This window comes from Streptococcus sp. HMSC065E03, from assembly GCF_001815045.1.
GTDB classification, from domain to species: domain Bacteria; phylum Bacillota; class Bacilli; order Lactobacillales; family Streptococcaceae; genus Streptococcus; species Streptococcus parasanguinis_AD.
In genome coordinates, this window is record NZ_KV818854.1 from 40,965 (window position 1) to 64,445 (window position 23,481).

Consider the following 23,481-nt stretch of genomic DNA (forward strand, 5'->3'; position numbering starts at 1 on the left):
ATTCTAACGAATTATCGATTTCTGTCCCACTCTCAGTGAGTTATTTAATTAGTTTTAGGATCTGAAACTTTCTTGAATTTCATTGGATAAACAAGATGAGCACCAGTTTCATCGTACGTTTTCTCAGCATACATTGTAAGGATATCACCATTCAATTCGTAGTGATAAGTAATTGGTACGTCTGTAGAATTAATATAAAGAGGTAGAACTCCAAAGATGTTTGGGACTTCAGGGAATACAATCGTTTTTGCATTTTCGTTTAAAACCCCATCATTTAACGTTGCAGTTAACACTTTTGTATTGTTATCAAACGTTCCAGTTTGATGTTTAAAACTTCCAAATTTCTTTTCTCTTACGCCTAGAAGGATGGCAGTAGCTTCTTCTTTTGTAGGATATTTATCTTTATTCTGTTCAGCATAAAAATCAATATACTTATTCATATCTGCACTATAAGAATAAGTTACATCTGTTCCTGTAATTTTTAGAGTCGGAACGATATCTTGGAAGGCTTCAGTAACCTTTAATCGACTATTAGCATCATCATAATAAATTAAGAAAGTACGTTCCACTGTATCTCTAAAATCTACAGCTTTCCAGTCTCCTTCGAGTGAGACTGGGGTAGGTGCTACTGTGGTAGTTTCTGCAACTGTTGTAGTCTCAGCGGTTGTTTGTTGTTTCTGTTGCTGTTGTTTCTGTTGCCCACATCCTGATACCAATAGAAGAGCAAGAAGGGAAAACATCCATAGGGAACTTTTTTTCATATTGTTCATGATTGATCACTCCTTCTAATGATTGTCTTCTACGTAATTGAAACGAAGACGTATTACTCTAAAATGACTTTGTTCATCTTTACCTTCAGCATAAAGTGTTAGTTGGTTACCTTCAACGGTGTAAGTATAAGTAATTGGTACAAGTGAATTATACGTGGTTCCCATAACAATTCTACTTAAAAATGTAGGTGTTTCAGGGAACGTAATAGTATGTTTCTGTGTATCGATTTCTCCAGTTAGAGAGTAATCATAGGCATCATTAGGTTCGTCAAGAGTAATCTTTGTATGTTTCAAATTTGGAATATAATTCTTAAATTCAGCAGTTTTATTTTTTAAATACGATTCATAATTCGCTTTGTTCTCTCCTGTTGCAAATGCTTGATCCTCATACAGTTTTCTGTAATCAAAATGGTACTTCAATTCAACGGTTTTATCTTTAATGGTCATCGTCATCTTAACCTTATCGAAGTCATCAAGCATTAGTACAGCGGCAAGTTTTTTGATATTAGAAGCTAGGAATACTTTTTGAATGGTCATTTGTTGGTCAGTCCATTTCCAAGTTCCTTGTTGATCCTTTGTAAGATCTTGTGGTGCTTTGATTGTTTGAGGAGATTTATCTGTTTGAGAAGACTTATTTGTTTTAGAAGACTGCGATGGAGAAGACTGACATCCTGCAATAAGGAGCACTGCAAAGAATGCCAAGAAACCGAAAAGGATCTTCTTTGTTTTAGTAAACATAAATTTACCTCCTAAACGTTGTTGCTTTAATTTTATCATTAAAGGAAATAATTATAAAGTGAAATGGTGAGCGATAGATGAAGAAGAAGGGACTGTATAATAAAAAGAAAGGTTGGCGATGAGGGCAACTATTCAACTTATTCTAACGAACGCTAGTGAGAACCAGGATCTTTAAAAAACACATTCTATTTATGGTACCGAAGGTATCATTTTTTGCTATAATAGACTGTATGAGTAGAATTTTAGACAATGAAATCATGGGCGATGAAGAGGCCGTTGAACGGACGTTGCGCCCGCAATATTTACATGAATATATCGGTCAAGATAAGGTCAAGGACCAGCTGAAAATCTTTATTGAGGCGGCTAAGCTTCGGGATGAGGCGCTGGATCATGTCCTTCTTTTTGGCCCTCCGGGGCTTGGGAAAACCACCATGGCCTTTGTCATCGCTAATGAACTGGGCGTCAATCTCAAGCAGACTTCTGGTCCTGTCATTGAAAAGGCCGGTGACTTGGTAGCTATCCTCAATGATCTAGAACCGGGGGATGTCCTCTTTATCGATGAGATCCACCGTCTTCCTATGTCAGTCGAAGAAGTGCTTTACAGCGCCATGGAAGATTTTTACATCGACATTATGATTGGCGCTGGGGAGAGCAGCCGGAGTGTCCATCTGGACCTTCCTCCTTTCACTCTGATTGGGGCGACGACTCGAGCGGGTATGCTGTCCAATCCCTTGCGTGCTCGCTTTGGAATTACGGGGCACATGGAATACTATGAACAAGATGATTTGACAGAGATTGTCGAGCGGACCGCCGAGATCTTTGAGATGGAAATTACCCACGAGGCTGCCGAAGAGCTTTCTCTTCGTAGTCGTGGGACTCCTCGGATTGCCAACCGCTTGCTGAAGCGGGTGCGCGATTTTGCTCAGATTATGGGCGATGGCTTGATTGACGATACCATTACCGACAAGGCCCTCTCTATGCTAGATGTGGACCATGAAGGACTGGACTATGTCGATCAAAAGATCCTGCGCACCATGATTGAAATGTACGGCGGTGGCCCGGTCGGGCTTGGGACTCTATCGGTCAATATTGCCGAAGAGAGGGAGACCGTAGAAGATATGTATGAGCCTTACTTGATTCAAAAAGGCTTTATCATGCGGACTCGGACAGGGCGCGTGGCGACTCGCAAGGCTTATGAACACCTGGGTTATCCCTACAATGGAGACTAGAAGAAGATGCTGACGGAAGAAGCAATAGTAGAACAAATCCAAGCGGATCCGGAGATGATGACTGTTTTGGCTATCATTCGGGATCTCAACTTGGCAGATGCCTGGTTAGCGGCGGGCGCGGTGCGCAATTTCATCTGGAACCAGCTCTCTGGAAAACCAGGGTTTGACGCGACAACCGATATGGATCTGGTCTTTTATGACCCTACGATCAGCTATGAGGAGACTCTGCAGATCGAGCAAGAATTAAAGAAGACCTATCCCCAGTACGCTTGGGAAGTGAAAAATCAAGTCTATATGCACCAGCATAGTCCGGGGACGGCTCCTTATCGCAGTGCCTGTGATGCGGTTTCTAAATACCCCGAGCAGTGTACGGCTCTTGCGGTTCGCTTAAGGAAAGAGGGCCAGCTAGAACTCTTTCTCCCTTATGGGACAAAGGATATCGAAGACTTCATCGTTCAGCCAACTCCGCATTTTTTAGCCAGCCCAGAGCGTTTAGCGGTTTATACAGAGCGGATGAAAAAGAAAAATTGGCAGAGTAAATGGCCTCCATTAGAGGTTCGTTTTCCAAAATAGAGAAACAGATCAGATTTGAAAAAGGAATCTGATTTTTCTTTAAAATGATGGAGCCACTTTGTCATCTTTCTGTCACATTTTTGTTATAATAGTAATAGTATGCTGGTTTTCCATAGTGGAAAGCCAAGAGCTCAGCTAGGTTGGGCAGTCCGAACAAGGAGTTAGGTGGAATCATGAAAAAAATCGTCTTTGTCTGCTTAGGAAATATTTGTCGGAGCCCCATGGCGGAGTTTGTCATGAAGGATTTGACGGATCAGTATGAGATTGAAAGTCGGGCCACCTCGAGCTGGGAACATGGCAATCCCATCCATCGGGGAACCCAGAAAATCTTTCAACAACACCAGGTCCCATATGATCCAGCCAAGACGTCCTTGCAGATCAAGGAAGAGGATTTTTACAACTTTGATTTGATCCTAGGAATGGACGAAAACAATGTAGCAGATCTGAAGCGAATGGCTCCTGCAGGAACAGAACACAAGATTCATCTTTTTGCTGCTGAAAGTGTGCCAGATCCTTGGTATACCGGTGATTTTGAGGAGACCTATTCCAGAGTTCTGACTGGCTGTAAGGCCTGGTTGGATCAGCTAGCAACTTCCTAAGAGTTTGATATGTGAGAGAATACAGAATATGAAAGAATTTTATGAGACTTATAAGGTCTATCTAACACGAAAAAATTTAGAAATAGCAGCATTAGTCGTGATTATTCTATCTGCTTTGATGGTTTTCTTTTCAGCCATTCCAGGTCAGGGCGTCTTGACCCTGGATAAGGGGGCGATCCGTTACGACGGAAGTTTGGTCCGTGGCAAGATGAATGGCAAGGGAACCGTCACCTTTAAAAATGGGGATACCTATACAGGTAACCTCGTCAACGGCTCTTTTAGCGGCTATGGTAAGTTTAAGTCCAAGGATGGTTGGACCTATGAAGGGCAGTTTGTTAACGGCCAGCCGGAGGGCAAAGGCACCTTGACCACAGAAGCCAACGTCGTATACAAAGGAACATTCAAGCAGGGGATTTATCAAAATGCGCATTAAATGGTTTTCACTAGTCCGTGTTACAGGACTCTTATTGGTATTGCTTTACCATTTCTTCCAAAAAGCCTTTCCTGGAGGCTTCATTGGGGTAGATATTTTCTTCACCTTCTCAGGATTTTTGATTACAGCGCTCTTGATCGATGAATTTGCGCGCAAGCAAGGAATCGACTACCTGGCATTCTTGAAACGGCGCTTTTACCGGATCGTACCACCCCTTGTCTTTATGGTCTTGGTCGTGATGCCCTTTACCTTTATGGTCCAACGGGACTACGTGGCTGGTATTGGGACTCAGATTGCGGCGGTCTTTGGTTTTGTGACTAATTTCTTTGAGATGGCAACGGGTGGTAGTTACGAAAGCAACTTCATTCCGCATCTCTTCCTTCATACCTGGAGTTTGGCTCTAGAAGTGCATTACTATGTGCTCTGGGCACTTTTGGCATGGTTCTTGGCTAAGCGAGCTAAGACGGTTGGAAAATACCGAGGCATGCTCTTCTTAGCATCCAGCGGGCTCTTTCTCTTCACCTTCTTGTCCATGTTCATCCGCGCCTTTCTGACAGCCAATTTCTCTACCATCTATTTTTCTAGCTTCACTCACATCTTCCCCTTCTTTGCGGGATCATGCCTAGCAACGGTGACAGGGATTGCCAATGTCAGCCCGAACTTTACAAAGCTGGTGCAGTCTTGGAGCATGAAAAAGACCTTATCGGTCTTGGGTGGAAGCTTTGCCTTCTTGTTTGTGCTCAGTCTTTTCTTGCCATTTGATAGCTTGTGGACCTATCTATTTGGCTTTTTAGCAGCGACAATCGCAGCTTGTGCCATGATTCTTTCGGCCCGCATTCTCCATGAGAAGACGCCAGATAAAAAAGAACCAGCCATCCTCAATTTCTTGGCAGATACCAGTTATGGTGTCTATCTTTTCCACTGGCCTTTCTTTATCATCTTCTCTCAACATTTGGGAAATATGATGGCAGCCCTTGTGACGACGATCGTTTCCTTGATTCTAACGGCTCTGTCCTTCTATATTTTGGAGCCAACCATTGCAGGCAAGGAGCCTCGTGTCTTTGGTATGAAGATGGATCTTAGCTTTTTGACCAAGCCGATCTTTTACCTCATGATTCCATTAGCTCTCTTGATGATCGGGATCTCTGCCTTTGCACCAACAGTCGGAGCTTTTGATGAGAGTTTGGTAGTGAGTGGGCTCAATCAAGCAGACAGCAAAATGCAGGTCACACGGATGCAGGTGGACAATGCGACTGCAACAGACTATAACGTCTCAAATGGTGTGACCATGATCGGTGATTCGGTTAACTTGCGAGCGCAGGACTACCTGACTAAAGCCATCCCTGGCATCCAGATTGATGCAGTGGTGAGCCGTCAGTTGGAAAATGGAATGAAGGTCTTTGAGACTGACATCTCCAATAAAGTTCTCCTAAAAAATGTGGTCATTGCCCTAGGAACCAATACTGTAAGTAACTACAAAGAATTGCTGGATCAGTATGTTGAGAAACTTCCAAAAGGCCGTCGCCTGATCCTTGTGACACCATATGATGGTCGCTATGCCAACGATCAGTCCAGTGAATCGGTTCAAACGCGTCTTTATGAGTTGGAACTAGCTAAGAAATACGACTTTATCACGATTGCGGACTGGTACCAAGTAGCAATTGAAAATCCAAACATTTGGGTGGGAACAGACTCTGTTCACTTCAATATGGAAACCAATGGTGGGGAACTCTATGCTCAAACAGTCAAAGAAGCCCTTGATAAGGCCGAAAAAGGTCCGGTCAAGAAGTAACAATGCTTCTCTGAAACTGAAACAAAACAAATCCTAACAAAATAAAACAAAAAGCAACTTTTTACTTGTAAAAAGCTGCTTATTTTAGTAAGATTAAGAAAACGCTTACAAAAATCAATTGAAAACATCTCTTTGTGAAGAAAAAATTTTTTTAATTATTTTTTCACAATTTTGCTAGATAATTGCTTTCACAGCAATAAGATTGATAAAAATTTCACAAACTTCAAAAAAATCTTTGTGAAAGTTGCTTGGAAGTGTTTACAAAAATCTCAAAATAGAGTACAATTATATTGTGAAATAATTAACAAATCGAAATTTCTTACACTATTCTTGAAAATTTCCGAAAACATGAAAAAGTTCTAGAAAAGGATAAGGGTTTCAAACATTGGAGGAAAGCATCAAATGGCTGATAAAAAAACTCTCTCACCTGAAGAAAAGAAACTCGCTGCTGAAAAACACGTAGACGAGTTGGTGCAAAAAGCGCTAGTGGCGCTTGAAGAGATGCGCAAATTGAACCAGGAGCAAGTGGACTACATTGTGGCGAAAGCATCTGTAGCTGCTCTTGACGCTCACGGTGAGCTCGCTCTTCATGCTTATGAAGAAACTGGTCGTGGAGTCTTTGAAGACAAGGCGACGAAGAACTTGTTCGCTTGTGAACACGTAGTAAATAACATGCGTCACACCAAGACAGTTGGGGTCATTTCAGAAGATGACGTCACTGGTTTGACCCTTATTGCTGAGCCAGTCGGTGTTGTCTGCGGGATCACACCTACAACCAACCCTACTTCAACAGCAATCTTTAAAGCATTGATTTCCTTGAAGACACGAAACCCTATCGTATTTGCCTTCCACCCATCTGCTCAAGAATCATCTGCTCATGCGGCACAAATCGTCCGCGATGCAGCGATTAAAGCAGGAGCTCCTGAAAACTGTGTGCAATGGATCACGCAACCTTCTATGGAAGCAACCAGTGCCCTTATGAACCATGAAGGAGTTGCTACGATCCTTGCGACCGGTGGTAACGCCATGGTGAAAGCTGCTTATTCTTGTGGAAAACCAGCTCTTGGGGTTGGTGCCGGAAACGTGCCTGCTTACGTTGAAAAATCAGCCAACATCCGCCAAGCAGCACACGATATCGTCATGTCTAAATCATTTGACAACGGTATGGTCTGTGCGTCTGAACAAGCGGTCATCATCGATAAAGAAATCTACGATGAGTTTGTTGAAGAATTCAAATCTTACCACACTTACTTTGTTAACAAAAAAGAAAAAGCCCTTCTTGAAGAGTTCTGCTTCGGCGTAAAAGCCAACAGCAAGAACTGCGCGGGTGCGAAATTGAATGCGGACATCGTTGGGAAACCAGCAGCATGGATCGCTGAACAAGCTGGCTTCACTGTACCAGAAGGAACCAATATCCTTGCGGCAGAATGTAAAGAAGTTGGTGAAAAAGAACCGTTGACTCGTGAAAAATTGTCACCAGTCATCGCTGTTTTGAAATCTGAAAGCCGTGAAGACGGAATTAACAAAGCTCGCCAAATGGTTGAATTCAACGGTCTTGGTCACTCAGCAGCCATCCATACTGCTGATGAAGAATTGACCAAAGAATTTGGTAAAGCGGTCAAAGCTATTCGTGTGATCTGCAACTCTCCTTCGACTTTCGGTGGTATCGGGGATGTTTACAATGCCTTCTTGCCATCATTGACACTTGGATGTGGTTCTTACGGACGCAACTCTGTTGGGGACAACGTTAGTGCCATCAACCTCTTGAATATCAAAAAAGTCGGACGCCGGAGAAATAACATGCAATGGATGAAACTTCCTTCAAAAACATACTTTGAACGTGATTCAATTGAATACCTACAAAAATGTCGTGACGTTGAACGTGTCATGATCGTTACAGACCACGCTATGGTAGAGCTTGGTTTCCTTGATCGTATCATCGAACAGCTTGACCTTCGTCGCAACAAGGTGGTTTACCAAATCTTTGCAGACGTAGAACCAGATCCAGATATCACAACTGTTGAACGTGGTACAGAGATCATGCGTGCCTTCAAACCAGATACGATCATTGCTCTCGGTGGTGGATCACCAATGGATGCAGCCAAAGTTATGTGGCTCTTCTACGAACAACCAGAAGTGGACTTCCGTGACTTGGTACAAAAATTCATGGATATCCGTAAACGTGCCTTCAAGTTCCCATTGCTTGGTAAGAAGACTAAATTTATTGCGATCCCAACAACATCTGGTACAGGATCTGAAGTAACTCCATTTGCCGTTATCTCTGATAAAGCCAACAACCGTAAATACCCAATCGCAGACTACTCATTGACTCCAACAGTTGCCATCGTAGACCCTGCCTTGGTATTGACAGTTCCAGGATCTGTTGCAGCAGACACTGGTATGGACGTCTTGACGCACGCGACAGAAGCTTACGTATCACAAATGGCTAGCGACTTCACAGATGGTCTTGCTCTTCAAGCTATTAAACTTGTCTTTGAAAACTTGGAAAGCTCAGTCAAGAATGCGGACTTCCATTCACGCGAAAAGATGCACAATGCATCAACCATCGCAGGTATGGCCTTCGCCAATGCCTTCCTCGGTATTTCTCACTCAATGGCCCACAAGATCGGTGCGCAATTCCACACCATCCACGGACGGACCAATGCCATCTTGCTTCCATACGTTATCCGCTACAACGGTACACGCCCAGCTAAGACAGCTACATGGCCTAAGTACAACTACTACCGTGCAGATGAAAAATACCAAGATATCGCTCGTATGCTAGGACTTCCATGCTCTACTCCAGAAGAAGCCGTTGAAGCTTATGCAAAAGCTGTATACGAACTCGGTGAACGCTGTGGTATCGAAATGAACTTCAAAGCACAAGGCATCGATGAAAAAGAATGGAAGAAACATTCTCGTGAATTGGCCTTCCTTGCTTATGAAGATCAATGTTCACCAGCTAACCCACGTCTTCCAATGGTAGACCATATGCAAGAAATCATCGAAGATGCTTACTATGGTTACAAGGAACGTCCAGGACGTCGTAAATAAGACGCCAAGGAACAACTGATGTTTATCAGCTACCCCCACTCGAAAGAGCGGGGGATTTTTGCTATTTGGGTCCAAAACTCGTTTTTTCATAAAAAATTAGACTTTTTTTCAGAAATTGTGTTATTTTTATAGCATTCCGAGCTATTTTATGTTACCCTATAGTGTGTGAATCTGCCTGTAGCTGAAGGGTTATGATCCTTTTTCAGTTATAGGAAACGAAAAAATAAATCCAAGAAAGGAGGCCATCTCAAATGGAGTTAGAAGGTGACGTGCAAGGAAGACAAGATCAGGCACAGAAAATTATTGAAATGCCCCAACGAGATCGGGAAACTTCCACTTCAGAAAATCAGCCATCATCTGCTTCAGTGGTCTCCATGTATGGGCAGGAAAAGCCAAGCATTTCTAGCCTCCATCAGCAACTAGCGAGCACGTCTGGGACCCAGACCATTCAATTGCGCGAGGAATTGGTGCTGGCGGTAGCGCAGAATGCTTCAGCGCAAGCAACTGCCTTTGAGGCAGAGGTCAAGGATAAGCTGGAAGAGGCCAAGGAGACGGTTTCCCATAAGGTCGCTGAGGTGTCACAAATGGCCCACAGCATGGCCCAATTTTTAACAGACGCAGAAGTGGAGCAACTATTAGGAGAGTTCTCCATGGATGCTTGTTGGGACCAAGCGGTAGAGGCGGAGAACCTCGCCCAAGCAAAGGCCTATTCCACTCGCTTGTCAGATTTGGCAGGTCAGCTGGAGGCTGCATCAGCTCAATTGGTGGACTTGGACAAGGGACAAGCGACGGCCTTTGATTTTTCATAAGTAGGAGAAAAAGATGTTAGAGATCCTGGGAGAGGACAGAGAACGAATTGAGGAGCTCCATCGAGAGATTAAAAAGGAGCAAGAGCGGATTGCGATCAGAAGTTTGATTGCAACGCAGAAAGCCTTGATGATGTTGGAAGGGATGAGTTTGCAGGTAACCTTGGGCGGTCAATCCGAAAAGATGCGCTCTTTTGCTACAACGACCCTAGTTAGTGATTTGAAAGATGGATTTACAGGAGGAGCAGCGGACGCGGTAGAAACAGCACTGAAAGCAGTGAAGAAGCCGATTTTATTGAGTCCGATTAAAGGAGGTATGTGATGTACCATTCAGGAAATAGTGAATTAGAACAACTAGAAGATCGACATTACCGCTTCAATCAAAAGCTTAGTGAGTTGGAGTGGGATTATGCGGATATGCGTATGGATGTCCGCCAACATACAGAAAATTTAGTGGACTGGCTAAGTGCCCTTCATTTTCAAGCCCCAAGTGCGGAGGCCCAAAGTGGCTTGGAGCGTTTATTTGCCTTGCAAGAAGAGTTTGAGGCAGAACTCAAGCGCTATGAAGAGCGTTTAGAAGAAGAGCGTGAGCGCGAGCAGCAAGAGTACTATAAGCAGCGTCAACAATTAGAACAAGGTGATTGAAACATTCCTCTGGTAGAGATAAGAGGAATGTTTTTGTTTGCTCAAAAAACTTTTAAAAATGTGCTCATAAATTCTTGCAAGCGCTTACTTAGTATGTTATAATATTCACAAATAAACGAAAATAAAATGGTTTTATCAAACCAACAAAAAAGGAGTCGCTTATGAAAGCTGCAACCTATGTATCTGCAGGCAATCTGCAACTGCTGGATCAAGCTCATCACCCACCACTTCAAACTCTCAGAAGTTGAAAAAGCCTATGATGTCTTTAAACATGCGGGTGAAAACAACGCACTCAAAGTCATTATCGAAAATGATATCAGTGAATGAAGTGGCAACTAATATTTGTTCATAGTTTTTTTAGACGGACCAGAGATATTCTGGTCCTATTTTCAACCCCCAAAAGCCAATGATTCCTTGCAAAATAAATTTGTTGTCTTATAATATAAGTACAGAAAACGATTACATAAAGAGAAAGGTGTGATCTTATGAAACGGTTTTGTTATCATCGTGAATTCTGGATGGACTTCCATTTCTGGATCTTGGTCTTGCTTTTAGCGACTGTAGCTTTAACGATGCAGGCTCCTCTTTCGGTAGTTAGCCTGGCTTATCTTGCTTTTGTTGGGATTTTGATCCTTCTTCAGGTCTTTCAACCGCCTGTATCGACACGTCAGTATCCAGAAGGTAGCTACCATTTCAATTGGACCTTCTATCGCGATACCCGACTGTATATCGATCTCTCTTTACTAGCAGGTCTCTTGGCAGGCCCAATGGCTTCATCGGATATGGTCTATTGGATCTTGCTTGGAGCCGTCGTCGGCTCTATCGGCTTTGTATTTGTCGTAAAGGAAAAAGCGACTCAAAAGATGACCTAGGGAATCACCATGTCCTAGATCTCTGAAACTAGTTTCAGAGATCTTTTTATTTTCCCCTAAATGTGAAACTATAATCCAATTGCACGATTAATATTGTAAGCGCTTTAAAAATAGATTATAATCAATTTACAAGTACTCGAGTTGCCTTATTATCAAAGGAGAAGGAGTTATGTCAAAGATTACAAAAGATGAACTGATTGAACAAATCAAAGATGGCATCATTGTTTCTTGTCAAGCCCTCCCTCATGAACCGCTCTATATAGAAGCAGGAGGAGTTATTCCTCTCTTGGTCAAAGCGGCTGAGCAGGGTGGAGCTGTCGGAATCCGAGCCAATAGTGTACGAGATATCAAGGAAATCAAGGAAGTGACCAAGTTGCCGATCATTGGGATTATCAAACGCGATTACCCACCTGAGGAACCCTTTATCACGGCTACTATGAAGGAAGTCGATGAGTTGGCAGCTTTGGATATCGCGGTCATTGCGCTTGATTGTACCAAACGGCCGCGTCATGATGGACTTTCGATTAGTGACTTTATCCATCAAGTCAGAGAGAAATATCCAGACCAACTCTTGATGGCTGATATCTCTACTTTGGAAGAAGGATTGACAGCTGTCGAAGCAGGAGTGGACTTTGTCGGAACGACCCTTTCGGGCTATACGGACTACAGTCCAAAGGTTGATGGTCCAGATTTTGAACTGATCCATAGTCTCTGCCAAGCAGGAGTAGATGTCATCGCAGAAGGCAAGATCCACTACCCTGATCAGGCCAAGAAAATCCATGATCTCGGTGTTCGTGGTATCGTCGTAGGTGGCGCCATTACCCGACCAAAAGAGATTACAGAGCGCTTTGTCGCAGCCTTAAAATGAGAAAACAAAACAGTAGATTGAAGGAGGAGACCGAATAGAGAGTAGTCGAATCTGAAACATGAACAAGAATAGGCGTCCTCATTGAGGATAACCCCCTGTAAGAGTAATCTTACCGCAATCGTGAGGAGAAATCACATGAAAATGAAAAAAGTATTGTGCTCGTTGGTAGCTGGTGCAGCTCTTCTAGCACTCGCAGCTTGTGGCTCTAGCGGAGGATCAAAATCGGAATCTTCTGGTGGAAATTCTGGTAAAACAGAAATTACCTGGTGGGCTTTCCCAGTCTTTACTCAAGAGAAAGCTGATGATAGTGTAGGAACCTACGAAAAATCAATTATCGAAGCTTTCGAAAAAGCCAATCCAGATATCAAAGTCAAACTAGAAACCATCGACTTCAAATCTGGTCCTGAAAAGATTACGACAGCTATCGAAGCTGGAACTGCTCCAGACGTGCTCTTTGACGCACCAGGACGGATTATTCAATACGGTAAAAATGGTAAATTGGCTGACTTGAACGACCTCTTTACAGAAGATTTTGTAAAAGATGTCAACAACGACAATATCATCCAAGCTAGTAAAGCTGGTGACACTGCCTACATGTACCCAATCAGTTCAGCACCATTCTACATGGCGATGAACAAAAAGATGCTCAAAGATGCAGGAGTGCTAGACCTTGTCAAAGAAGGCTGGACAACAGACGACTTTGAAAAAGTCTTGAAAGCTTTGAAAGACAAAGGTTACACACCAGGATCACTCTTCAGTAACGGTCAAGGTGGAGACCAAGGGACTCGTGCCTTTATCGCCAACCTTTACGGTGGTTCTGTAACAGATGAAAAAGTAACCAAGTATACAACAGATGATCCAAAATTTGTCAAAGGTTTAGAAAAAGCTTCTAAATGGATTGAAGACGGCTTGCTTATGAACGGTTCTCAATTTGATGGTGGAGCAGACATCCAAAACTTTGCTAACGGTCAAACTTCTTACACCATCTTGTGGGCACCTTCACAAAACGGTATCCAAGCTAAATTGTTGGATGCAAATAAAGTCGAAGTAGTAGAAGTGCCATTCCCATCTGATAGTGGCAAACCAAAATTGGAATACCTTATCAATGGATTTGCGGTCTTCAATAATAAAGATGAAAAGAAAATTGCTGCTGCTAAGAAATTTGTACAGTTCATCGCAGACGACAAAGTATGGGGTCCAAAAGATGTTGTGCGTACAGGAGCCTTCCCAGTTCGTAGTTCATTTGGTAAGTTGTACGATGACAAACGGATGGAAACCATCAGCACTTGGACAAAATACTACTCACCATACTACAACACAATCAACGGTTTTGCAGAAATGCGGACCCTATGGTTCCCAATGTTGCAATCTGTTTCAAACGGGGATGAAAAAGCAGAACCAGCTTTGAAGACCTTTACTGAAAAAGCAAACGAAACCATTACGAAAAAATAATCAGTCTATGAAGCGGACCTAAGTCTTTCATAGAAACGAGAATATGCAGGCCCCTTCGAATCCGTATCTCTCTACTTGGAATGGAACGAAGGGGTCTTCATTCTTGCTGGATCTTCTTTTCTTACTTCGTAAGATATATTTAGAAAAGAAAATAGAAAAAGAACACTAGGAGGTGCCTTACTGTGAAGGTAAACAAAATCCGAATGAGGGAGACACTCGTTTCCTACGCATTCCTAGCACCCATTTTAATCTTCTTTACGGTCTTTGTCCTAGCACCCATGATTATGGGCTTTGTGACAAGTTTCTTCAACTATTCTATGACATCCTTCAAGTTTGTCGGTTTAGAAAATTATTCCCGCATGTTTGCGGATAAGGTCTTTGTGAAGTCCTTGATCAATACTGTCATCATCGTTATCGGCTCGGTTCCGATCGTCGTATTGTTCTCCTTGTTTGTGGCTTCTCAGACCTACCATCAAAATGCCATTGCGCGTTCCTTCTATCGTTTCGTCTTCTTCCTTCCAGTTGTTACAGGGAGTGTAGCGGTAACGGTTGTATGGAAATGGATCTATGATCCGCTATCAGGGATTTTGAACTTTGTATTGAAATCTGGACATGTCATCAACCAAAACATTTCTTGGTTGGGGGACAAGCACTGGGCTTTGATGGCCATCATTATCATCTTGTTGACCACCTCTGTTGGTCAACCGATCATCCTCTACATCGCAGCTATGGGAAATATTGATAATTCTCTCGTAGAAGCAGCGCGTGTCGACGGTGCGACAGAATTTCAAGTTTTCTGGAAGATCAAATGGCCAAGCTTGTTGCCAACAACCTTGTACATTGCCATCATTACGACCATTAACTCTTTCCAATGTTTCGCCTTGATCCAATTGTTGACATCCGGTGGTCCTAACTACTCAACGAGTACCCTTATGTACTACCTCTATGAAAAAGCCTTTAAACTCTCTGAATACGGTTATGCCAACACCATGGGTGTCTTCCTTGCGGTGATGATTGCCATTATCAGTTTTGCGCAATTCAAGATCCTCGGAAACGACGTAGAATACTAAAGAAAGGAGCCTCAGATGAAACCAACACAAAAGAAACCCATCACTGCCTTTACAGTGATTTCAACGATCATTTTGCTCCTTTTGACAGTCTTGTTCATTTTCCCATTTTATTGGATTTTGACAGGGGCCTTTAAGTCTCAGCCAGATACCATTATGATCCCACCTCAGTGGTGGCCAAAGACACCAACCATGGAAAACTTCCAACAGTTGATGGTACAAAACCCAGCCTTACAATGGTTGTGGAATAGTGTCTTCATCTCCCTTGCAACCATGCTTTTGGTGTGTATGACCTCTTCCTTGGCAGGTTATGTCTTGGCTAAGAAACGCTTCTATGGGCAACGAATTCTCTTTGCTATCTTCATTGCAGCCATGGCCCTTCCGAAACAAGTTGTCTTAGTTCCATTGGTACGGATTATCAACTTTATGGGGATTCATGATACCCTTGCAGCGGTTATTCTACCATTGGTTGGATGGCCATTCGGGGTCTTCTTGATGAAGCAATTTAGTGAAAACATCCCAACAGAACTCTTAGAATCTGCTAAGATCGATGGTTGTGGAGAGTTGCGGACTTTCTGGAGCGTTGCCTTCCCAATTGTCAAGCCGGGATTTGCAGCCCTTGCCATCTTTACCTTTATCAACACCTGGAACGACTACTTTATGCAATTGGTAATGCTGACCTCTCGTCAAAACTTGACTATTTCACTAGGGGTAGCAACCATGCAGGCTGAAATGGCCACCAACTATGGCTTGATCATGGCTGGGGCAGCCCTAGCTGCAGTGCCAATCGTTACGGTCTTCCTCGTGTTCCAAAAATCCTTTACACAAGGGATTACCATGGGAGCGGTCAAAGGATAAGTCCTCTGCTTGGACAAACGATAGTTGTGTACAGATCGGTTTTCTAGGCTGAGAAGTATCGAAAGGATGAGAATATGATATTTGATGATTTAAAAAACATCACCTTTTACAAAGGAATCCACCCCAATCTAGATCAGGCCATTGACTTTCTCTATGAGCATCGGAAGGATTCTTTTGAATTGGGGAGATACGATATTGATGGGGATAAGGTCTTTCTCGTCGTTCAAGAAAATACCCTCAACAAAGCAGAAAATGATCGCTTTGAACACCACAAAAGATATGCCGATTTGCATTTATTGGTAGAAGGGCATGAGTTTTCGAGTTATGGATCTCGTGTGACAGGTGAGGCGCTCGCATTTGATGAAGTATCGGACATCGGTTTTGTCCATTGCCAGGAGTCTTATCCGCTTCATCTAGGCTATCATAATTTTGCGATTTTCTTTCCGGGGGAACCTCACCAGCCCAATGGCTATGCAGGGCAAGAAGATATTGTGAAAAAGTATCTATTTAAAATTGCGATCGATTGATCATGTTAGAAAGGAGTGCCTATGTCATCTAAGGGGGCAGGATTGATCAAAACCGTTTTTAACACGGACAATGTAGTGATGCGTATCAGTGAGAAGGTTCTCGACTTGGTAACCGTTAATCTTTTATTTGTGCTAAGTTGTTTACCAGTTCTCACGATTGGAATTGCGAAAATTAGTTTGTATCAGACCTTATTTGCCATTAAGCACCAGCGTCGAGTTCCGGTGATTCGTAGTTATGCGAAGGCTTTTCGGGACAATTGGAAGATAGGCTTGCAACTAGGAAGTTTAGAACTGATTGTTGCAGGTATTTGTCTCTTTGATTTATTCTTATTTTGGGGGCAAACTTCCCTAGCTTTCCAAGCTTTGAAAACCGTTTGTTTAGGCCTCTTTCTCTTTCTTATGTTGATCTTATTGGCTGCTTATCCGATTGCGGCTCGCTACCAGTTGGATTGGAAAGAGTGTTTGCAAAAAGCCATGATTGTGACAGGCTTGCATTTTCCTTGGTTCTTCGTCATGGGAAGTGCTCTCTTACTTCTATGTATGGCTCTTGCAAGCTCGGTTTTAGTTTTCCTATTGGGACTTATGATCTTTTTCTTGTTCGGCTTTTCAAGCTTGGCTTTTGCACAAGTTGGATTAATGGAAAAGATTTTCGCCCAGTACCAAGAATAAAATGAATTTATTAGTGACAAAAGGAGAAAATATGTCAGATTTAAAAAAATATGAAGGAGTCATCCCTGCTTTTTATGCCTGCTATGATGACCAAGGGGAAATTAGCCCGGAGCGGGTGCGTGCTCTCGTAGAATATTTTATCGCGAAAGGTGTGCAGGGCTTGTATGTCAACGGATCCTCTGGCGAATGTATCTACCAGAGCGTGGCCGATCGCAAGCTGATCTTGGAAGAAGTGATGGCAGTAGCTAAAGGAAAATTGACCATCATCGCTCACGTAGCCTGCAACAACACCAAGGATAGCGTGGAATTGGCACGACATGCAGAAGAACTAGGAGTGGATGCCATTGCGGCCATTCCGCCGATCTATTTCCGCTTGCCAGAATACGGTGTGGCCCACTACTGGAATGAAATCAGTGCAGCTGCACCCCATACAGACTTTGTCATCTACAATATCCCGCAATTGGCTGGGATAGCTTTGACACCGAGTCTTTACAAGGAAATGTTGAAAAACCCACGGGTGATTGGGGTCAAGAATTCTTCGATGCCTGTTCAGGACATTCAAACCTTTGCTTCTTTAGGAGGTGATGACCATATCGTCTTTAATGGTCCAGATGAACAATTCTTAGGTGGCCGTCTTATGGGAGCAGGCGCTGGTATTGGGGGCACCTATGGTGCTATGCCAGAGCTCTTCTTGAAACTCAATCAACTGATTGCTGAGAAAGACTTAGAGACTGCGCGTGCCTTGCAGTTTGCCATCAATGACATTATTGGAGTCTTGACATCTGCTCATGGCAATATGTATGCGGTCATCAAAGCGGTTTTGCGCATTAATGAAGGTTTGGACTTGGGATCTGTTCGCTCCCCTTTGACGCCAGTAGTAAAAGCGGATCAAGAAGTGATTCAACGTGCTGCTCAACTCATTCAGGACACAAAAGCCAGATTCCTTTAATCAAAGGAGGTCTAGATGAATCCATATGTTGTAATTGATATCGGAGGGACCAGTATCAAGTATGGTCTAGCCGATGCAAAAGGGCAACTCCTAGAGACCCATGAAATGCCAACGGAGGCTCAAAAAGGAGGACCTCACATTCTTAACACAACAAAGGAAATCGTAGCCCGTTATTTGAAGAAGCATCCCTTGGCAGGGGTGGCGATTTCTTCGGCCGGAATGGTAGATCCTGATAAGGGAGAAATCTTTTATGCCGGCCCACAAATTCCCAACTATGCAGGCACCCAATTCAAAAAGGAAATCGAAGAGACCTTTCAGATCCCTTGCGAGATTGAAAATGATGTCAACTGTGCCGGTCTCGCAGAGGTCACCACAGGCCATGCAAAAGGATCGAACAATGCTGTTTGTCTGACGATTGGGACAGGGATCGGCGGTTGCCTCTTGCTCGATGGTCAGGTCTTTCATGGCTTTAGCAATTCAGCCTGTGAGGTTGGCTATCTTCATTTGCCAGATGGTGCCTTTCAGGATCTAGCTTCAACGACGGCTTTGGTCGAGTATGTGGCAGAACATCACGGTGATCCTGTGGAACAGTGGAATGGCCGCCGGATCTTTAAGCAGGCAACAGAAGGAGATAAGATCTGTATGGCTGGAATTGATCGAATGGTGACCTACCTTGGCAAAGGACTGGCCAATATCGTTTATGTGGTCAATCCAGAGGTCATCGTTCTTGGAGGGGGGATTATGGCCCAGGAAGCCATCCTCAAGCCAAAAATCTATCAAGCCCTGTGTGCCGAACTGGTTCCTAGCCTAGCAGATAAGATCCGTTTGGAATTTGCCCACCATCAAAACGCTGCGGGTATGTTGGGGGCCTACTACCACTTTAGACAAAAACATGAAACATAAAACAAGTCGCGCTGGCGACTTGTTTTTGATTCATCAAAAAAAGCATGAAAGATGAAGAAAACCAGATCTTTCATGCTTTTTAAATAGGGAGACCATATTAAGATTTTCGAGAACGTTGACTAGAAAGTTTTTTGTTTTCCCAGTAGCTATTAAAGACAATTTCCTTTTGTTCTCGGCTTTTATTAAGGAAATGAGCATAGATCAAATCGACCACAATGAGGAGTGGTAAAATAGCAGAAATTCGATCGATATAGGTACTACTAGGAAGAGGTGCGGCCGGTAACACTTCTGTGAATCCTTGGTGGATGGCAGCCGGGTTAGCCGTCACAAGAACCGTTTTAGCCCCTTTTTCTTTGGCGTCCAGGAGACTGTCTGTAATGGAGTTGGTGCCTCCTGACAATGAGAAACCGATGACTAAACAAGAGGAATCGAGAATGCTGGTCGTCCAAGCAAAGCCATCTTGATCAGTCAGGGCTTCACAAACGACGCCCAGTCGCATAAAGCGCAATTTCATTTCTCGAGCGACTAAACCGGAACTACCGATCCCGAAGAAATAGACTCGGTCTACTTGACCGATTAGTTCAGCTACCCGATCTAATTGGGAATCTTTTACCAGACTTTCAGTGACGTTACTGATATGGTGGTAGCGTTGCAAGACGCTGAGAGTGAGTTCGTCATGCACTTGCACCTGTTTTTGATTTTTGGTTTCTTCGTTAAAATGATAGACAAACTCCCGATAGCCGGAAAAACCACATTTTTGAGAGAAACGCGTTAAAGCTGCCTTTGAAACATGGAGTAACTCCGTTACACGAGAAGAGGACAGGGAGTGCTGTCGTGCTTCGGATGATAAAAAATATTGGGCAATGTCGCGTTCCATATCTGTTAACTCAGCTTCATGGCTGGCGATAATGGCGCGTAAATCTTGGTCTTGTTTCACAGCAATCCTCCTTTCTCACGAGATGAAATAACAGGATACTCCTATAATATATTACACATTATAACATGGGTAACCGCTTTATTCAAGTAAAAGAAATCAAGAAATACTGAAACTAGGAACAGGATAGGAGAAAAGAAGAGAACGCTTCCAATCCTGGCAGTAGTGGCTTGTTGGTTATCCACAATTTTCTGAAAATTTCCGGTTGGGCCTGAACAAACGATATGAATTGTGGTATAATTTAAGATAATTGTACTGTTGTTGGAAGAACAATGGTTGAATAAGGAGGTGTGACGATGTCGAATGCAACACTCGAGATGATGCAAGAGATCGAGCAAGCTGCTCAGGGCGTGATCGTAGGCTATGAAGCTCAAGTTGAACAAATCCGAACGGATTCGCGCGATCGCCTTGCAACAGTGGCACAGCATTACGATGAGGAAACCAAGCAATTGGTCACAGAGGCAGAAAAAAACGCCCAGGAAAGACTCGTCCGTTTAACGAAAGATCTGGAAGAAACGGTTGCGCGCAATGATGCCAAGGTACAACAGGCGATGACCGATAAGCGAGCTGGGTTAGTTGAAGCCATTGTAGAAAAGGTGGTAGCAAGCTATGGCCGTTAGTCAGATGCAAAAACTGTCCCTCATCTTACCCAAAGATGACTTGGACAGTCTCCTACTAGCGCTACAGTCTGAGGCAAAAATCCAGATTTATGACCTCAGTGAGCATGAAGAATGGCAGGCTGCCTTTGAGGCAAATACCTTGTCTCAACCCTTGACAGAGGACAATCGTCAAGCTTTGGTAGAGCTGCAAAAACGTCAAGAACAAGTTGAAAAAATGATTCAGACTCTGGAGCCTTATATGCCTGAGAAAAAGGCCCTGCAAGCTCTGAAGGAAGAACCCTTAAGCTTGTCTTTTGATGACTTGCAGGCCCACGGGATGATTCGAGATGAGGATCTTCTATTGACCAAGTTGAAACGCCAATTGCGCGTGTTAGACAAGGCTCGTCAGAAGATTGCGGATGCAAAGGGAGAGATAGAGCGCTTAGAAAAATGGCGACCGTTAGAAGTGACGCCAGCTGCTCTCGCTACTTTTCACTATGTGCATGGCTTGATCGGGACGATCCCAAATAGCGATACAGACGCTGTTCGCTCTTCCTTAAAAGCTCATCCTGAGCTGGAGTTAGAAGAAGTCTTTACGTCTGAAACCGAACACGGCTATGTCATCTTGTATCGTTCGGGAGATCGTGTAGCTGTTCAGGAGCTTTTAGAAGACCATGGGTTCAAAGAATTGGACTATGAAGAAGAGCAGGTCCCGGCCGCCTACTTGGATCGCCTAGAAGGGGAAATCAAAGAGCAAGAAGCTGTCGTTGCAGCAACCCTAGCCGAGTTACAAAACTCCCAGAAGGAACTGGACCAGCTCAAGTACCAGATGGATTACTTGCTGAGTTTGGGAGCTCGTGAGGAAGCTAAGTCGCTTCTTGCTAGTACGCAAAGCTTGGTAGCCCTAGAGGGTTGGATTGAAACCTCCCAAGTGGCCTCATTGCGAGACTTCTTGCAAGAAGGTTTTGGTTCTCGAGTCTTACTAGAGACACGCGATGTGACGGAAAAAGATTGGGATGACGTTCCGATCCAGTTGCGAAATAATGCCTTGGTAGAACCTTTTGAATTAGTCACAGAGATGTACGCCCTGCCTAAGTATTACGAGAAAGATCCGACACCGATCGTTTCTCTCTTCTACTTTGTTTTCTTTGGCATGATGGTCGCAGATATCGGTTATGGACTGTTGCTAACGGTAGCGACAGGCTTTGCCCTTAAAGCCTTTAAGCTCAAGCCTAGTACAGCCAAGAACCTTCGTTTCTTCAGCCTCCTTGGAATTTCAGTTGCCCTTTGGGGTGTGGTCTATGGCTCTTTCTTTGGATTTGAGATGCCTTTTGCCCTGATCAGTACGACCAGCAACGCCATGACCATCCTGATCCTCTCAGTGGTCTTTGGTTTTATCACCGTCTTAGTGGGCCTCTTCCTAGGAGGAATGAAAAATGTTCGCCTCAAAGACTACACCGAAGCCTATAATGCTGGCTTTGCTTGGGTCTTGATCCTACTTGGTTTAATGCTTCTAGCAGTAGGCAATATCTTGCCAGGGATGAGCCTGCTAGTTCCGATCGGCAAGTGGCTGGCTATTTTGAATGCCATTGGGATCTTGATTGTTTCCATTGTCAGTGCCAAGAAGCTATCCGGTTTAGCGTCTGGTCTCTTTAACCTCTACAATGTTAGTGGCTATGTCGGAGACTTGGTCAGCTTCACCCGTTTGATGGCCTTGGGCTTGTCTGGAGCTAGTATCGGTTCGGCCTTCAACCTCATTGTCAATCTCTTCCCACCGCTTGGACGGTTTACGGTAGGGCTTGTGCTCTTTATCGTCCTACATGCCATTAATATGTTCCTGTCCTTCTTGTCAGGATATGTGCATGGAGCCCGTTTGATCTTTGTGGAGTTCTTCGGTAAGTTCTACGAAGGAGGAGGCAAGCCATTTCGTCCTCTCAAACCTTCTGAACGCTATATTAAAACAAAAAAATAAGTATTATCTTTAATAAATAGGAGTATATTCATGGAATCTTTAGCATCATATTTTTCAGCCCATGGGGGCGCCTTCTTTGCAGCATTTGGTGTGGCGATCGCCGTTGCACTTAGTGGAATGGGATCTGCCCTTGGGGTTGGTAAAACGGGTCAAGCAGCAGCAGCGCTCTTGAAAGAACAACCTGAAAAATTTGCCCAAGCCTTGATTTTGCAATTGTTGCCAGGTACACAAGGTTTGTACGGTTTCGTTATCGGGATCTTGATCTGGTTGCAAATTAAGCCAGATATGCCACTTGAAACAGGGGTTGCTTATTTCTTTACAGCTCTTCCAGTTGCGATCGTTGGTTATTTCTCAGCAAAACACCAAGGAAATGTTGCGACAGCAGGTATGCAAATTTTGGCCAAACGCCCTGAAGACATGATGAAAGGGGTTATCCTTGCGGCCATGGTTGAAACCTACGCCATCTTGGCCTTCGTTGTGTCCTTCCTATTGACCCTACGCGTCGGCTAAGAGCTAGCTTTGATGGATTCGCCTTACGAGGCGAAAAACACAAGACGCATGCAATAGGAGAAAAAACGATATGGATGAACAAACCCAATTAAAGGATTCGATCTTGGCCCAAGCCCACGAAAAAGGGCGTAAACTCTTAGAAGAGGCCAAGGAAACCATCCTAAAAGAAGAGACTGCACAAGAAGAGCGGTTGATCCAAGATAAACTCAATCAACGCTCCGAGCAGCTCAAGCGGATTCAACGTCAATTGCAACGTGAAACCCAACAAATCGAAAATAAAAAACGCCAATCAACCCTTGTCACCAAGCAACGAGTCTTAAAGGATCTCTTTGCAGATGCTTATGAAGCGATGGTGGCTTGGCCCCTTGAAAAGGAAATGCAGTTTGTAGATGCGGTCTTAGAGCGCTATCAGGGACAAGTTGTGACCCTGACCTTTGGGGCAGTGAGCGCTGCTAAATTTGATTCAGCAGCTCTCGAGAGATTGAAGCAGACGCATCAGAATGTGACAGTTGCAGATGCAACAATCCCAGCTCAAGCAGGCTTTGTCTTGTCGGTTGGGAAGATTGATGACAACTATCTCTACCGTGATTTGGTGGATTCCATTTGGGAGCAAGAAAGCTACCAGATGGCAGCCAGCATTTTCACAGATGAAGAGAACTAGG

Annotated in this window: 25 protein-coding genes and 1 pseudogene; 23 read left to right on the forward strand and 3 right to left on the reverse strand. The window is 43.8% G+C overall.

Annotated features, from left to right (window positions below; all coding sequences use genetic code 11):
• Positions 1-44 precede the first annotated feature (44 nt).
• Together HMPREF3002_RS10055 and HMPREF3002_RS10060 are read right to left on the reverse strand one after the other, a co-directional pair.
• Entirely contained in the window at positions 45-770 is a 726-nt protein-coding gene (locus HMPREF3002_RS10055; RefSeq protein WP_070666646.1) for a hypothetical protein, read from the reverse strand.
• 15 nt (positions 771-785) lie between these two features.
• The gene (locus HMPREF3002_RS10060; protein WP_241672479.1) at positions 786-1,508 is read right to left on the reverse strand and encodes a hypothetical protein; all 723 of its coding nucleotides are present in this window, start codon (positions 1,506-1,508) and stop codon (positions 786-788) included.
• Positions 1,509-1,738: 230 nt separating this feature from the next.
• Between HMPREF3002_RS10060 and ruvB the strand changes: the two genes are divergently transcribed.
• The 19 genes and pseudogenes from ruvB to HMPREF3002_RS10155 all read left to right on the forward strand — a co-directional run bounded on the left by ruvB (position 1,739) and on the right by HMPREF3002_RS10155 (position 18,804).
• Positions 1,739-2,737, forward strand: a complete 999-nt coding sequence (gene ruvB, locus HMPREF3002_RS10065) for a Holliday junction branch migration DNA helicase RuvB (RefSeq protein ID WP_021154208.1) — start codon at positions 1,739-1,741, stop codon at positions 2,735-2,737.
• Between the two features lie 6 nt (positions 2,738-2,743).
• Positions 2,744-3,310: a nucleotidyltransferase family protein gene (locus HMPREF3002_RS10070; protein ID WP_070666652.1), complete on the forward strand. Its 567-nt coding sequence runs from the start codon at positions 2,744-2,746 to the stop codon at positions 3,308-3,310.
• A gap of 173 nt (positions 3,311-3,483) precedes the next feature.
• A complete protein-coding gene (locus tag HMPREF3002_RS10075; RefSeq protein ID WP_070666655.1) occupies positions 3,484-3,909 on the forward strand; it encodes a low molecular weight protein-tyrosine-phosphatase in 426 nt (141 codons plus the stop codon).
• A gap of 28 nt (positions 3,910-3,937) precedes the next feature.
• Complete coding sequence (locus HMPREF3002_RS10080; RefSeq protein WP_049485592.1) at positions 3,938-4,342, forward strand: MORN repeat-containing protein; 405 nt, start codon at positions 3,938-3,940, stop codon at positions 4,340-4,342.
• Positions 4,332-6,134 (forward strand): acyltransferase family protein, encoded by a 1,803-nt coding sequence (locus HMPREF3002_RS10085; protein WP_070666658.1) that lies wholly within the window; start codon positions 4,332-4,334, stop codon positions 6,132-6,134. Before HMPREF3002_RS10080 ends, HMPREF3002_RS10085 begins: the two co-directional genes overlap by 11 nt.
• A gap of 402 nt (positions 6,135-6,536) precedes the next feature.
• Positions 6,537-9,188, forward strand: coding sequence for a bifunctional acetaldehyde-CoA/alcohol dehydrogenase (adhE, locus tag HMPREF3002_RS10090; protein WP_070666661.1), 2,652 nt, complete (start codon positions 6,537-6,539; stop codon positions 9,186-9,188).
• A gap of 251 nt (positions 9,189-9,439) precedes the next feature.
• Positions 9,440-9,997, forward strand: a complete 558-nt coding sequence (locus tag HMPREF3002_RS10095) for a hypothetical protein (protein ID WP_070666664.1) — start codon at positions 9,440-9,442, stop codon at positions 9,995-9,997.
• Positions 9,998-10,010: 13 nt separating this feature from the next.
• Entirely contained in the window at positions 10,011-10,316 is a 306-nt protein-coding gene (locus HMPREF3002_RS10100; protein WP_049472664.1) for a hypothetical protein, read from the forward strand.
• On the forward strand, positions 10,316-10,639 hold the full coding sequence (locus HMPREF3002_RS10105; RefSeq protein ID WP_003009394.1) for a hypothetical protein: 324 nt from the start codon (positions 10,316-10,318) through the stop codon (positions 10,637-10,639). Before HMPREF3002_RS10100 ends, HMPREF3002_RS10105 begins: the two co-directional genes overlap by 1 nt.
• A gap of 210 nt (positions 10,640-10,849) precedes the next feature.
• Positions 10,850-10,966: pseudogene (locus HMPREF3002_RS10110) on the forward strand (alcohol dehydrogenase); the annotation flags it as partial.
• 158 nt (positions 10,967-11,124) lie between these two features.
• A complete protein-coding gene (locus HMPREF3002_RS10115) occupies positions 11,125-11,511 on the forward strand; it encodes an ABC transporter permease (RefSeq protein ID WP_070666671.1) in 387 nt (128 codons plus the stop codon).
• A gap of 169 nt (positions 11,512-11,680) precedes the next feature.
• Positions 11,681-12,379 carry an N-acetylmannosamine-6-phosphate 2-epimerase gene (locus HMPREF3002_RS10120; protein WP_070666673.1) on the forward strand — a complete coding sequence of 233 codons (699 nt, stop codon included), beginning with the start codon at positions 11,681-11,683 and terminating at the stop codon, positions 12,377-12,379.
• A gap of 135 nt (positions 12,380-12,514) precedes the next feature.
• Positions 12,515-13,831, forward strand: coding sequence for an extracellular solute-binding protein (locus tag HMPREF3002_RS10125; protein ID WP_070666676.1), 1,317 nt, complete (start codon positions 12,515-12,517; stop codon positions 13,829-13,831).
• Between the two features lie 182 nt (positions 13,832-14,013).
• A complete protein-coding gene (locus HMPREF3002_RS10130; RefSeq protein WP_003009412.1) occupies positions 14,014-14,901 on the forward strand; it encodes a carbohydrate ABC transporter permease in 888 nt (295 codons plus the stop codon).
• Between the two features lie 15 nt (positions 14,902-14,916).
• Positions 14,917-15,756 carry a carbohydrate ABC transporter permease gene (locus HMPREF3002_RS10135; RefSeq protein WP_003002334.1) on the forward strand — a complete coding sequence of 280 codons (840 nt, stop codon included), beginning with the start codon at positions 14,917-14,919 and terminating at the stop codon, positions 15,754-15,756.
• A gap of 74 nt (positions 15,757-15,830) precedes the next feature.
• Positions 15,831-16,283, forward strand: a complete 453-nt coding sequence (locus HMPREF3002_RS10140) for a NanQ anomerase/TabA/YiaL family protein (protein WP_070666678.1) — start codon at positions 15,831-15,833, stop codon at positions 16,281-16,283.
• A gap of 21 nt (positions 16,284-16,304) precedes the next feature.
• The gene (locus HMPREF3002_RS10145; RefSeq protein WP_070666680.1) at positions 16,305-16,952 is read left to right on the forward strand and encodes a DUF624 domain-containing protein; all 648 of its coding nucleotides are present in this window, start codon (positions 16,305-16,307) and stop codon (positions 16,950-16,952) included.
• 31 nt (positions 16,953-16,983) lie between these two features.
• Entirely contained in the window at positions 16,984-17,901 is a 918-nt protein-coding gene (locus HMPREF3002_RS10150; RefSeq protein ID WP_070666684.1) for a dihydrodipicolinate synthase family protein, read from the forward strand.
• Positions 17,902-17,916: 15 nt separating this feature from the next.
• On the forward strand, positions 17,917-18,804 hold the full coding sequence (locus HMPREF3002_RS10155; RefSeq protein WP_003009424.1) for an ROK family protein: 888 nt from the start codon (positions 17,917-17,919) through the stop codon (positions 18,802-18,804).
• A gap of 97 nt (positions 18,805-18,901) precedes the next feature.
• On the opposite strand, the gene HMPREF3002_RS10160 is transcribed toward HMPREF3002_RS10155, so the two are convergent.
• On the reverse strand, positions 18,902-19,741 hold the full coding sequence (locus tag HMPREF3002_RS10160; RefSeq protein ID WP_070666687.1) for a MurR/RpiR family transcriptional regulator: 840 nt from the start codon (positions 19,739-19,741) through the stop codon (positions 18,902-18,904).
• Positions 19,742-20,034: 293 nt separating this feature from the next.
• Between HMPREF3002_RS10160 and HMPREF3002_RS10165 the strand changes: the two genes are divergently transcribed.
• The 4 genes from HMPREF3002_RS10165 to HMPREF3002_RS10180 all read left to right on the forward strand — a co-directional run bounded on the left by HMPREF3002_RS10165 (position 20,035) and on the right by HMPREF3002_RS10180 (position 23,480).
• On the forward strand, positions 20,035-20,358 hold the full coding sequence (locus tag HMPREF3002_RS10165) for a hypothetical protein (protein WP_003009429.1): 324 nt from the start codon (positions 20,035-20,037) through the stop codon (positions 20,356-20,358).
• Entirely contained in the window at positions 20,348-22,309 is a 1,962-nt protein-coding gene (locus tag HMPREF3002_RS10170) for a V-type ATP synthase subunit I (RefSeq protein WP_070666690.1), read from the forward strand. Before HMPREF3002_RS10165 ends, HMPREF3002_RS10170 begins: the two co-directional genes overlap by 11 nt.
• Before the next feature lie 30 nt (positions 22,310-22,339).
• Positions 22,340-22,819 carry a V-type ATP synthase subunit K gene (locus HMPREF3002_RS10175; RefSeq protein WP_003009435.1) on the forward strand — a complete coding sequence of 160 codons (480 nt, stop codon included), beginning with the start codon at positions 22,340-22,342 and terminating at the stop codon, positions 22,817-22,819.
• Positions 22,820-22,889: 70 nt separating this feature from the next.
• Positions 22,890-23,480: a V-type ATP synthase subunit E family protein gene (locus HMPREF3002_RS10180; protein ID WP_013904422.1), complete on the forward strand. Its 591-nt coding sequence runs from the start codon at positions 22,890-22,892 to the stop codon at positions 23,478-23,480.
• The last annotated feature ends 1 nt before the right edge of the window (position 23,481 follow it).

What these genes read in the sequence shown, in the direction of transcription:
- HMPREF3002_RS10055 (WP_070666646.1), bottom strand. Translation starts at nt 770, where the DNA reads ATGAACAATATGAAAAAAAGTTCCCTATGGATGTTTTCCCTTCTTGCT.
- HMPREF3002_RS10060 (WP_241672479.1), bottom strand. Translation starts at nt 1,508, where the DNA reads ATGTTTACTAAAACAAAGAAGATCCTTTTCGGTTTCTTGGCATTCTTT.
- ruvB (WP_021154208.1), top strand. Translation starts at nt 1,739, where the DNA reads ATGAGTAGAATTTTAGACAATGAAATCATGGGCGATGAAGAGGCCGTT.
- HMPREF3002_RS10070 (WP_070666652.1), top strand. Translation starts at nt 2,744, where the DNA reads ATGCTGACGGAAGAAGCAATAGTAGAACAAATCCAAGCGGATCCGGAG.
- HMPREF3002_RS10075 (WP_070666655.1), top strand. Translation starts at nt 3,484, where the DNA reads ATGAAAAAAATCGTCTTTGTCTGCTTAGGAAATATTTGTCGGAGCCCC.
- HMPREF3002_RS10080 (WP_049485592.1), top strand. Translation starts at nt 3,938, where the DNA reads ATGAAAGAATTTTATGAGACTTATAAGGTCTATCTAACACGAAAAAAT.
- HMPREF3002_RS10085 (WP_070666658.1), top strand. Translation starts at nt 4,332, where the DNA reads ATGCGCATTAAATGGTTTTCACTAGTCCGTGTTACAGGACTCTTATTG.
- adhE (WP_070666661.1), top strand. Translation starts at nt 6,537, where the DNA reads ATGGCTGATAAAAAAACTCTCTCACCTGAAGAAAAGAAACTCGCTGCT.
- HMPREF3002_RS10095 (WP_070666664.1), top strand. Translation starts at nt 9,440, where the DNA reads ATGGAGTTAGAAGGTGACGTGCAAGGAAGACAAGATCAGGCACAGAAA.
- HMPREF3002_RS10100 (WP_049472664.1), top strand. Translation starts at nt 10,011, where the DNA reads ATGTTAGAGATCCTGGGAGAGGACAGAGAACGAATTGAGGAGCTCCAT.
- HMPREF3002_RS10105 (WP_003009394.1), top strand. Translation starts at nt 10,316, where the DNA reads ATGTACCATTCAGGAAATAGTGAATTAGAACAACTAGAAGATCGACAT.
- HMPREF3002_RS10115 (WP_070666671.1), top strand. Translation starts at nt 11,125, where the DNA reads ATGAAACGGTTTTGTTATCATCGTGAATTCTGGATGGACTTCCATTTC.
- HMPREF3002_RS10120 (WP_070666673.1), top strand. Translation starts at nt 11,681, where the DNA reads ATGTCAAAGATTACAAAAGATGAACTGATTGAACAAATCAAAGATGGC.
- HMPREF3002_RS10125 (WP_070666676.1), top strand. Translation starts at nt 12,515, where the DNA reads ATGAAAATGAAAAAAGTATTGTGCTCGTTGGTAGCTGGTGCAGCTCTT.
- HMPREF3002_RS10135 (WP_003002334.1), top strand. Translation starts at nt 14,917, where the DNA reads ATGAAACCAACACAAAAGAAACCCATCACTGCCTTTACAGTGATTTCA.
- HMPREF3002_RS10140 (WP_070666678.1), top strand. Translation starts at nt 15,831, where the DNA reads ATGATATTTGATGATTTAAAAAACATCACCTTTTACAAAGGAATCCAC.
- HMPREF3002_RS10145 (WP_070666680.1), top strand. Translation starts at nt 16,305, where the DNA reads ATGTCATCTAAGGGGGCAGGATTGATCAAAACCGTTTTTAACACGGAC.
- HMPREF3002_RS10150 (WP_070666684.1), top strand. Translation starts at nt 16,984, where the DNA reads ATGTCAGATTTAAAAAAATATGAAGGAGTCATCCCTGCTTTTTATGCC.
- HMPREF3002_RS10155 (WP_003009424.1), top strand. Translation starts at nt 17,917, where the DNA reads ATGAATCCATATGTTGTAATTGATATCGGAGGGACCAGTATCAAGTAT.
- HMPREF3002_RS10165 (WP_003009429.1), top strand. Translation starts at nt 20,035, where the DNA reads ATGTCGAATGCAACACTCGAGATGATGCAAGAGATCGAGCAAGCTGCT.
- HMPREF3002_RS10170 (WP_070666690.1), top strand. Translation starts at nt 20,348, where the DNA reads ATGGCCGTTAGTCAGATGCAAAAACTGTCCCTCATCTTACCCAAAGAT.
- HMPREF3002_RS10175 (WP_003009435.1), top strand. Translation starts at nt 22,340, where the DNA reads ATGGAATCTTTAGCATCATATTTTTCAGCCCATGGGGGCGCCTTCTTT.
- HMPREF3002_RS10180 (WP_013904422.1), top strand. Translation starts at nt 22,890, where the DNA reads ATGGATGAACAAACCCAATTAAAGGATTCGATCTTGGCCCAAGCCCAC.